This window comes from Janthinobacterium rivuli (assembly GCF_009208735.1).
Taxonomy (GTDB): domain Bacteria; phylum Pseudomonadota; class Gammaproteobacteria; order Burkholderiales; family Burkholderiaceae_D; genus Janthinobacterium.
On record NZ_WFLJ01000030.1, the window covers coordinates 41719 to 50930 of the forward strand.

10 protein-coding genes are annotated in these 9212 nt (G+C 65.2%); 5 read left to right on the plus strand and 5 right to left on the minus strand.

Annotation, left to right across the window (positions count from 1 at the left end):
• Positions 1–30: 30 nt before the first annotated feature.
• From flgK to GCN78_RS27980, 4 genes are all read left to right on the plus strand, one after another.
• A complete protein-coding gene (gene flgK / locus GCN78_RS27965; protein WP_152254617.1) occupies positions 31–1998 on the plus strand; it encodes a flagellar hook-associated protein FlgK in 1968 nt (655 codons plus the stop codon).
• Between the two features lie 51 nt (positions 1999–2049).
• Positions 2050–3291, plus strand: coding sequence for a flagellar hook-associated protein FlgL (gene flgL / locus GCN78_RS27970; RefSeq protein ID WP_193316894.1), 1242 nt, complete (start codon positions 2050–2052; stop codon positions 3289–3291).
• Positions 3292–3450: 159 nt separating this feature from the next.
• Positions 3451–3903 (plus strand): MarR family winged helix-turn-helix transcriptional regulator, encoded by a 453-nt coding sequence (locus GCN78_RS27975; protein ID WP_152254625.1) that lies wholly within the window; start codon positions 3451–3453, stop codon positions 3901–3903.
• Positions 3904–3951: 48 nt separating this feature from the next.
• Entirely contained in the window at positions 3952–5211 is a 1260-nt protein-coding gene (locus tag GCN78_RS27980) for an MFS transporter (protein ID WP_152254618.1), read from the plus strand.
• Positions 5212–5220: 9 nt separating this feature from the next.
• On the opposite strand, the gene GCN78_RS27985 is transcribed toward GCN78_RS27980, so the two are convergent.
• Entirely contained in the window at positions 5221–6117 is an 897-nt protein-coding gene (locus tag GCN78_RS27985; RefSeq protein ID WP_152254619.1) for a LysR family transcriptional regulator ArgP, read from the minus strand.
• A 73-nt stretch (positions 6118–6190) separates the two neighbouring features.
• Here GCN78_RS27985 and GCN78_RS27990 point away from each other — a divergent pair, with 73 nt between their 5' ends.
• Positions 6191–6841: a LysE/ArgO family amino acid transporter gene (locus GCN78_RS27990; RefSeq protein WP_152254620.1), complete on the plus strand. Its 651-nt coding sequence runs from the start codon at positions 6191–6193 to the stop codon at positions 6839–6841.
• Here the strand turns inward: GCN78_RS27990 and fliR are convergent, their stop codons facing one another.
• The 4 genes from fliR to fliO form a co-directional block, all read right to left on the minus strand.
• Positions 6842–7702, minus strand: coding sequence for a flagellar biosynthetic protein FliR (fliR, locus tag GCN78_RS27995; RefSeq protein ID WP_152254621.1), 861 nt, complete (start codon positions 7700–7702; stop codon positions 6842–6844).
• 16 nt (positions 7703–7718) lie between these two features.
• On the minus strand, positions 7719–7988 hold the full coding sequence (gene fliQ / locus GCN78_RS28000; protein ID WP_034754044.1) for a flagellar biosynthesis protein FliQ: 270 nt from the start codon (positions 7986–7988) through the stop codon (positions 7719–7721).
• 10 nt (positions 7989–7998) lie between these two features.
• Positions 7999–8775, minus strand: a complete 777-nt coding sequence (gene fliP, locus GCN78_RS28005) for a flagellar type III secretion system pore protein FliP (protein ID WP_152254622.1) — start codon at positions 8773–8775, stop codon at positions 7999–8001.
• A partial coding sequence (gene fliO, locus GCN78_RS28010) for a flagellar biosynthetic protein FliO (RefSeq protein WP_226939859.1) occupies positions 8765–9212 on the minus strand: 448 nt, incomplete at its 5' end. The genes fliP and fliO, both read right to left, overlap by 11 nt.

Below are 9212 nucleotides of genomic sequence, written 5' to 3' on the forward strand. Positions count from 1 at the left end.
AATACATTTGACGGTAACCAATAAGACACCATGACTTCGAATCTACTCAGCATCGGTAAGAGCGGTTTGCTTGCAGCGCAGGTGGGCCTGTCGACGACCGGGCATAACATCACCAATGCGAACGTGGCCGGCTACAACCGCCAGGTGGTGCTGCAGCAGACGGCGCAGTCGAACTTTGCCGGCTATGGCTTCGTCGGCACGGGCACGGAAGTGTCGCAGATCAAGCGCCAGTACGACAGCTTCATGGCCACCCAGGTCAATGCCGCACAAAGCGCCACCAGCGCGCTCGATAGCTATTACACGCAGATCAGCCAGATCGACAACTTGCTGGCCGACCCCACGGCGGGCCTGTCGCCCGCCATGCAGGATTTCTTCAAGGGCGTGCAGGACTTCAGCGCCAATCCGTCTTCGGTCGCCTCGCGCCAGGCGCTGCTGTCGAGCGCCGGCTCGCTCGCTGCGCGCTTCCAGGGACTGAGCGCGCGCCTGACGGAGATCGGCGACGGCGTCAATTCGCAGATCACTTCGAATGTGACGGTGATCAATACCTATGCCAAGCAGCTCGCCGAGCTGAACAAGTCGATTTCCCAGTTGTCGGTCGACGTCAGCAACCAGCCCAACGATCTGCTGGACCAGCGCGACCAGCTGATCACGGAATTGAACAAATACGTGAAGGCGACGGTGCAGCCCGCTGCCAACAATACCGTGACCATTTCCATCGGCGCGGGGCAGCCCCTGGTGGTGGCGGACCGCAGCTTCGAACTGGCGGCCACGCCTTCGCGGACGGACCCGAACCGCATCGAGGTGGGCTATGTCACGGGCAGTACCGTCACCGTGCTGCCGGACAGCTCCCTGACCGGCGGTTCGCTGGGCGGCTTGCTGGAATTTCGCAGCGGCACCCTGGACAATGTGCAGAACTCGCTGGGCAAGGTCGCCATCGCGCTGGCCAGCACCTTCAACGACCAGCACAAGCTGGGCCAGGACTTGAATGGCGCCATGGGCGGCGACTTTTTCAAGATACCCGACCCGGTGATCGGTGCCGACCGCGGCAACAACGCCAGCAGCACCACGGTGCTGTCGGCCAAGGTCAGCGACCCGACCAAGCTGACGGCCAGCGATTACAGTCTGAAATACGACGGCAGCAACTATGTGGTGACGCGCGAATCGGACGGTGCACACACCATCATCAATCCGTATCCGCAAACGGCGCCGCAAACCATCGACGGCGTCGATTTCTCGATCTCGGGCACGGCCGCCCAGGGCGACAACTACGTCATCAGGCCGACGGCGAACGGCGCGGCCGGCCTGAATGTGCTGATCACCGACCGCAACAAGATTGCCGCCGCCGCCCCCATCGCCACCTCGGCGCCGGTGGCCAATACGGGTTCCGGCAAGCTTGGCGCCGGCTCCGTCGACAAGGCCTACCTGCTGCCGGGCAATGCCCTGACCGGTCCCCTGACGTTGACATATGACAAGGCGACCACCTCGCTGACGGGTTTCCCTGCGGGCCAGGCGGTGACGGTCAAGGGCTTGAATGGCGCGACCACGACCTATCCGGCCGGCACGGCGAACATCCCCTACACGGAAGGCGACAACTTCAGCTTTGGCGGCATCAATGTCAGCATGACGGGCACGCCGGCGCAGGGCGATACCTTCGTCATCAAGCCCAATACGGGCGGCGTGGGCGACAACCGCAATGCGGCGCTGCTGGCGGGCTTGCAGACGAAGAATATCCTCGATGGCGGCAATGCCACGTTCCAGGGTTCGTATGCACAAACCGTCAGCTTCGTGGGCAACAAGACGCGCGAAGTGCAGGTCAGCGGCCTGGCCAGCCTGGCCTTGTTGCAGCAGGTCAGTACCCAGCAGCAGGCCGTCTCCGGCGTCAACCTCGACGAAGAGGCGGCCAACCTGCTGCGTTACCAGCAATCCTACCAGGCGTGCGGCAAGGTCATGCAGATCGCCAGCACCCTGTTCGACGTGGTCATCGGCCTGGGACGTTAATCAATTTTTGCCGCAGCGCAGTGCGCGGCGGCTTTCTGGAAGGGCAGCATCATGCGCATCAGCACACGAATGATTTATGACCAGGGCAGCTCGCAGCTGAACAATCTGCAGGGCGCCCTGAACCGTACGCAGATGCAGCTGTCGTCGAACCGCCGCAACCTGACGCCGGCCGATGATCCGATCGCCTCGGCGCGCGCGCTGGAAGTGACGCAGTCGCAATCGATCAACACCCAGTTCGTGACGAACCGTTCGAATGCCAAGAACTTCCTGTCGCAGGAAGAACTGGCGCTGGCCAGCACCACCTCGCTGATCGCCGACGTGAAGGACCTGGTGCTCAAGGCCGGTAACCCTGCCCTGAAGGATGTCGACCGCGATACCCTGGCGAAGGAACTGGAAGGCCGGCTGACCGACTTGCTGGGCATCGCGAATACGGCCGACGGCGCGGGCGGCTACCTGTTTTCCGGCTACAAATCCACGACCCAGCCATTCAGCCAGACGCCGACGGGCGCCAGCTATGTGGGCGACCAGGGACAGCGCGAATTGCAGGTGGGTTCGGCGCGCTACCTGGCCACCAGCGATTCCGGCGCCACCGTGTTCGAGAATAACCTGACGGGCAACGGCAAGTTCACGACCGCCGCCGCTACCGCCAACTTCACGCGCGGCGGCTCGGGCGTGGTTTCGGGCGGCACGGTGACGGATCCTTCGGCATTGACGGGGCACAAGTATTCAATCGACTTCAAGGTCACGGGCACGGGAACGGACGCCGTCACCACCTATACCGTCACCGACGCCACCCTGGGCCAGACGGTGCCCAATCCTGCCGTGCCCATCCCCTACAAGGCGGGCGACGCCATCACCTTCGACGGTCAGCAAGTGAACATCACGGGCAAGCCGGCCGACCAGGACAGCTTTACCCTGGAGCCGAGCGCCAAGGAATCGCTGTTTACCACCGTGAAAAACCTGATCGGCGTGCTGCGCCAGCCGGGTAGCGGCGATGCGGGACAGGCGCGCCTGACGAACGGCTTGAACGCCGCGCATAATATTCTCGACACGGCCTACGACAATGTTCTGTCCGTGCGCGCGGAAGTCGGTTCGCGCATGAAGGAACTCGATTATCTCGATAGCGCCGGCGACGACCTCGACATCCAGTACGCCACCACCCTGTCGGACCTGCAAGACCTCGACATGGTGAAAGCCATTTCCAACTTCAGCCAGCAGCAAGTCACCCTGCAGGCGGCGCAAAAAACGTTCACCTCGATCTCGGGCCTGTCGCTGTTCAATTACATCAGCTGAGCCATCCGTCGCGATAGCGGGCCGGGGCAGGGAGTGCATCTCCCGCCCCGGCTTTTTTGCGTCCGCACAATGGCCGTCTTGATAAGATATGCAGGCAAACTGTGCAGTCTAACTGCATATATGGTATGGTAGCGTCTGTTGAATCACCACACGGCCGTCATGAGCACCCCGCAAGCAGAATACGAAGACCACGAACACGTGCTGCAACTGGCCGGCGAATTGCGCATCCTGGTCGGCAAATTGCGCCGCCGCCTGCGCGAAGAGGCGCACCTGGGCGATGTCAGCATGTCGCAAGCCTCCGTGCTGAGCCGCCTCGAGCGCGACGGCCCGGCCACGGCCAGCAGCCTGGCGCGCGCCGAAGGCATGCGTCCGCAGTCGATGGCCGCCACCGTGCAAGCCTTGACCGAGGCGCGGATGGTGACGGGGTCGCCCGATCCGCTGGACGGACGGCAAACCATCCTGACCCTGACGGACAGCTGCCGCGCCTGGATCGCGGCCAGCCGCGCCGCGCGCGAGGACTGGCTGGCGCGCACCATTGAAACCCGGCTCACGCCGGACGAAGTCACCGAGCTGAACCATGCGGTGGCCCTGCTCAAACGCTTGGCGGAGTGATCCGCTGATTTTTTCACCACAACCCCGGCAAGGAGCCCGCACGCCCAGATGAACAACACCTTCCGTTCGCTACGCATTCCCAATTACCGTATCTGGGCCGGTGGCGCCCTCGTGTCGAATGTCGGCACGTGGATGCAGCGCACGGCGCAGGATTGGCTGGTGCTGAGCGAATTGACGCAGCACAATGCCAGCGCCGTCGGCATCGTCATGGCCTTGCAATTCGGTCCGCAACTGCTGTTGCTGCCCCTGACGGGCATGGCGGCCGATTTGCTGGACCGCAGGAAATTGTTGTTGTGTACGCAGGCGGCCATGGGCTTGCTGGCGCTGGGCCTGGGCTTGCTGTGCATCAGCGGCCTGGTACAACTGTGGCATGTGTATGTGTTTGCATTCCTGCTGGGCTGCGTGACGGCCTTCGATGCGCCAGTGCGCCAGACTTTTGTTGCCGACATCGTCGGCGAGGAAGACTTGACGAACGCCGTGGCGCTCAATTCCACCTCGTTCAATGCGGCGCGCATGCTGGGCCCGGCCGTGGCCGGCTTGCTGATCAGCAGCGTCGGCAGCGGCTGGGTCTTCATCATCAACGCCGTCTCGTTTGCGGCCGTGATCGGTTCGTTGTTGCTGCTGCGCGTGGAATTGCTGCGCCGCGCGCCGCGCCTGAAGGCCTCGCGCGCCAGCCTGGGCGAGGGTTTCCGCTACGTGCGCCAGCGGCCCGACCTGATGGCCATCCTGCTGATGCTGTTCCTGATCGGCACCTTCGGCTTGAACTTCCCGATTTTCCTGTCGACCATGTCCGTGACGGCCTTCCATGCGGGTGCCAGCCAGTATGGCGTGCTCAGTTCCATCATGGCTTGCGGCTCCGTGGCCGGCGCCCTGCTGGCGGCCGGGCGCGGCCAGCCCACCCTGGCCTTGCTGCTGGGCGCGGCCGCGCTGTTCGGCCTGGCTTGCGCGCTGGCCGCCGTGATGCCCAATTACTGGCTGTTCGGCATGATGCTGGTGGTGATCGGCATCGCCGCGCAAACGTTTACCACCAGCGTCAACAGCAGCGTGCAACTGTCGACGGCGCCCGCCATGCGGGGCCGCGTGCTGGCCATCGTGCTGGCCATCTCGGCCGGTGGCACGCCGCTGGGCGCACCCATCGTGGGCTGGGTGGCCGACACCTTCGGCCCGCGCTGGGCGCTGGGCATAGCCGCCCTGTCGGGCCTGGCGGCGGCGCTGGTCGGCGTGCGCTACCTGGTCAAGCATCACCAGCTGCGCGTGAATGTCGACGTGCGGCGCCGGCGCCTGGCGTTCAGCAGCGACCAGTCCTGACGCTACCTGTCAGGGTGGCAGCAGTCCCGTGCGGGCGGCGGCCAGGATGGCGCCGCTCAAGCCGTCGAGCAGGCCGGACGCGGCGCGCGCCGTGTGCCAGTACAGGGGCACGTCGAGCGGGGCGTCCGGCAGCAGTTCGACCAGGCTGCCGTTGTCGAGACAGGGCTGGATCAGCGCCTGCGGATGCAAGCCCCAGCCCATGCCGGCCAGGCCCGCCGTGACGAAGGCGTGCGAGGAAGGCAGGGCGTGGCGCGGCAACTCCACGTGCCGGTGGCACAGGCGCCGCACCCAGCGCGATTGCAGTTCGTCCTTGGCATTGAAGACGAGGCTGGGCGCCAGCGCCAGGCTGGCGGCGCCCACGCCGTGGGAAAAATGCCGGCGCATGAAGGCGGGACTGGCGGCCGCCAGGTAGCGCATGGCGCCCAACGGGCGGCTGTTGCAGCCCGATGCGGGCCGGGCTGTGGCGCTGACGGCCGCCAGCACGGCGCCGCTGCGCAGCCATTCGGCCGTATGGTCCTGGTCGTCGACGGCCACTTGCAGCAGCACCGGGTGCTCGGCCGCGAAGGCGGCGATGGCGGGCGCCAGCCAGGTGGCCAGGCTGTCGGCATTCACGGCGACGGGCACGCTGGCGCGCGAGGGGCCTTGCGCCGCCAGCGCCGGCAAGGTCCCCTGCAAATCCTGTTCCAGCAACTGCACCTGGTCCACGTGCTGGCACAAGCGCCGGCCCGTTTGCGTGGCGCGGCAGGGCTGGTCGCGTATCACCAGCGCGCAACCGACGCGCTCTTCCAGCAGGCGGATGCGTTGCGAAATGGCCGATGGCGTCACGTGCAAGGCGCGCGCTGCACGCTCGAAACTGCCTTCGCGGATGACGGCGGCCAAGGCGGACAGGGCGGCATAGTCGAGCATGGATGAAGTTTTCCTTAACTTGCTGTAGAAAAGGTAGTTTGCCTTCATTCCATCGGGCTGGCAAGATCGCCGCATGACACTCTCCGCCACCACACCACACGCCATTTCCGTCTTTCTCCAGGGCATGACCCTGGGTCTGGGACTCATCGTTGCCATCGGCTCGCAAAATGCCTTTGTCTTGCGGCAAGGCCTGCGCCGCGAACACGTGGGCGCCATCGTGCTGTTTTGCGCGCTGGCCGACGCGGCGCTGATCGCCGCCGGCGTGCTGGGCATGGCCAGTGCGCTGGGCCAACGTCCCATGCTGGCTACCGCGCTGGCGCTGGGCGGCGCCGTTTTCCTGGCCGTCTACGGTTGGCAAGCCCTGCGGCGCGCGCGCCGGCCGCAGCAGTTGCGCGCCGCCGCGGGCGGCAATGCGTTGGGGCTGGGCGCCATCCTGGCCCAGGCGGCGGCCTTTACCCTGCTCAATCCCCATGTGTATCTGGATACGGTATTGCTGGTCGGTAGCATCGGCGCCCAGCAGCCGGGCGCGCTGCGCGGCGGCTTCATCGCCGGTGCCAGCGCGGCCAGCCTGCTGTGGTTTGCATCGCTGGGCTATGGCGCGCGCTGGCTGGCGCCGTGGTTTGCGCGGTCGCGCGCCTGGCAAGTGCTCGATGGCTTGATCGGCGTGACCATGTTCGTGCTGTCGGCGCTGTTGCTGCGCCACGCGCTGGGCAGCTGGTCCTGATCAGCGCGCGGGCGGCAGCGGCGCCGGCACCGCCGGGCGCAAGGGATTCGGCGGCGCGGGCGGCGGCGGCCGGTCGCGCGTGGCAAAGCCGCGCGGCAGCAGGCGCGCCGTTTCTATGCCGCGCAGGAACATGTTCTGGAAGGGCGTGGCCAGGTAGGGCAGGACCATGCTGATCACCAGCAAGCCCACGCCCAGGGTGACGGGGAAGCCGATACCGAAAATGTTCAGCTGCGGCGCGGCCCGCGTCAGAATGCCCAGCGCCACGTTGGTCAGCAGCAAGGCGGCGATGATGGGCAGCGCAATTTGCAGGCCGGAGCGGAAGATTTCCCCGCCCCAGGCCGCCAATTGCTGGAAACCGCCGCCGCTGATGGGACTCGATGAAATCGGCAGGCTGACAAAGCTTTCCGCCAGCGCCGCCAGCAAGACCAGGTGGCCGTTGACCGTCAAAAACATCAAGGTGGCTAGCATGACGAGGAACTGGCTGATGGCGGACGACCTGCCCTTGGTTTGCGGGTCGAAGAACGAGGCGAAGCCCAGGCCCATGGTGAGACTGCTGAGTTCGCCGGCCATTTCGATGGCGGAAAACACGATGCGGATGGAAAAGCCCATGGCCAGGCCCACCAGCATTTCCTGCGTGAGGATCAATAAACCGGGCAAGGACATCGGGTTGACGGCAGGCAAGGCCGGCACGGTGGGGGCGATGATCATGGCCAGCAGCGCGCCCAGGGTCACCTTCACGCTGGCGGGCACGGCCGCGTTGCCGAACAGGGGGGCGGCCGCGATCAGGCCGAGGATGCGGCTGAGCGGCCACAGCAGTGCTGCGATCCACGTGTTCAGTTCGATGCTGGACAGGGTCAGCATGGCAACGACTGCAGCACTAGCCCACCAGGTTCGGGATGCCGGTAAAGACCTGGCGCATGTAGTCGAGCATGACGGACAGCATCCACGGGCCGGCCACGACGATGGCGACGAAGATGCCGACCAGCTTGGGGATGAAGGACAGGGTCGCCTCGTTGATCTGCGTGGCCGCCTGGAAGATACTGACGATCAAGCCGATGATGAGGGCGACGAGCAGCATGGGCGCGGCCACCATCAGGGTGATTTCCATCGCATGGCGGCCCAGGGTCATGACGCTTTCGGGTGTCATCGTAGTTCCCCTAGTAAAAACTCTGAGACAAGGAGCCCAGCAGCAACTGCCAGCCATCGACCAGCACGAACAGCATCAGCTTGAACGGCAGCGAGATCGTCGCCGGCGACATCATCATCATCCCCATCGACATCAGCACGCTGGCGACCACCATGTCGATGATCAAAAACGGGATGAAGATGGCAAAGCCGATCTGGAACGCCGTCTTCAGTTCGCTGGTGACGAAGGCGGGCACGAGGATGCGCAGCGGTACGTCTTCCGGGCCTTGCAAGGCCGGCGAACGCGACATCTTGGCAAACAGGGCCAGGTCGGCCTGGCGCGTCTGCTTGAGCATGAAGGTTTTCAGGGGATCGACGCCCTTGTCCATCGCCTGCTGCATGGTGATCTTGTTTTCCTGATACGGCAGATAGGCATCCGTATAGATCTTGTCGAACACGGGGCCCATGACGAACAGGGTCAGGAACAGGGCCAGGCCCACCAGCACCTGGTTCGGCGGCGCCGATTGCGTGCCGATGGCCTGGCGCAGCAGGGACAGCACGATGATGATGCGCGTAAAGCAGGTCATCATCAAGAGGGCTGCGGGCAGGAAGGTGAGCGACGTCATCAGGATGAGCGTCTGCACCGGCAAGGAGTAATTCTGTCCGCCGCCGGGCGCCGGCGTGCTGGTGAAGGCCGGGATGCCCGGTTCGGCCCAGGCCCACAGCGGCAAGGCCAGGGCGGCCGCCGCCAGCAGCCAGGTCAGGGGAGTCTTCAAGGTCGACCACGCCATCTGCTGCTTATTTCCCATTGCGTTTTTCGATGGTCTGTTTCAGCCACTCGGAAAAATTGGCGGCCGCGGGGCCGTTTTGCGCCGTGGCCAGTTGCGGCAACTCGCCTTCCTGGCGCGGCATGGTGGCCAGCGCGTTGATCCTGCCGGGCGAGGCGCCGACGACGATCCACTGGTCGGCCACTTCGACGAGGACGATGCGTTCGCGTCCGCCCAGGTTGAGCGAGCTGACGACGCGCATCTTGTTGTTGCCGCCCATCACCTTGGGGCCATAGCGTTTCATGAACCAGGCCAGGCCGATCAGGAGGGCCAGCACGAACACGAGCGCGAAGATGGTTTGCAGCAAGCTGCCGGCTGAGCTGGTCGGCGCCATCGTCATCGGTGCGCCGGGCGGCATGGCGGGCAGGGCGGCGGCGGGCGCGGCGGCTGGTGAGGCGGCCGGCAGCGACGCGGCAGCC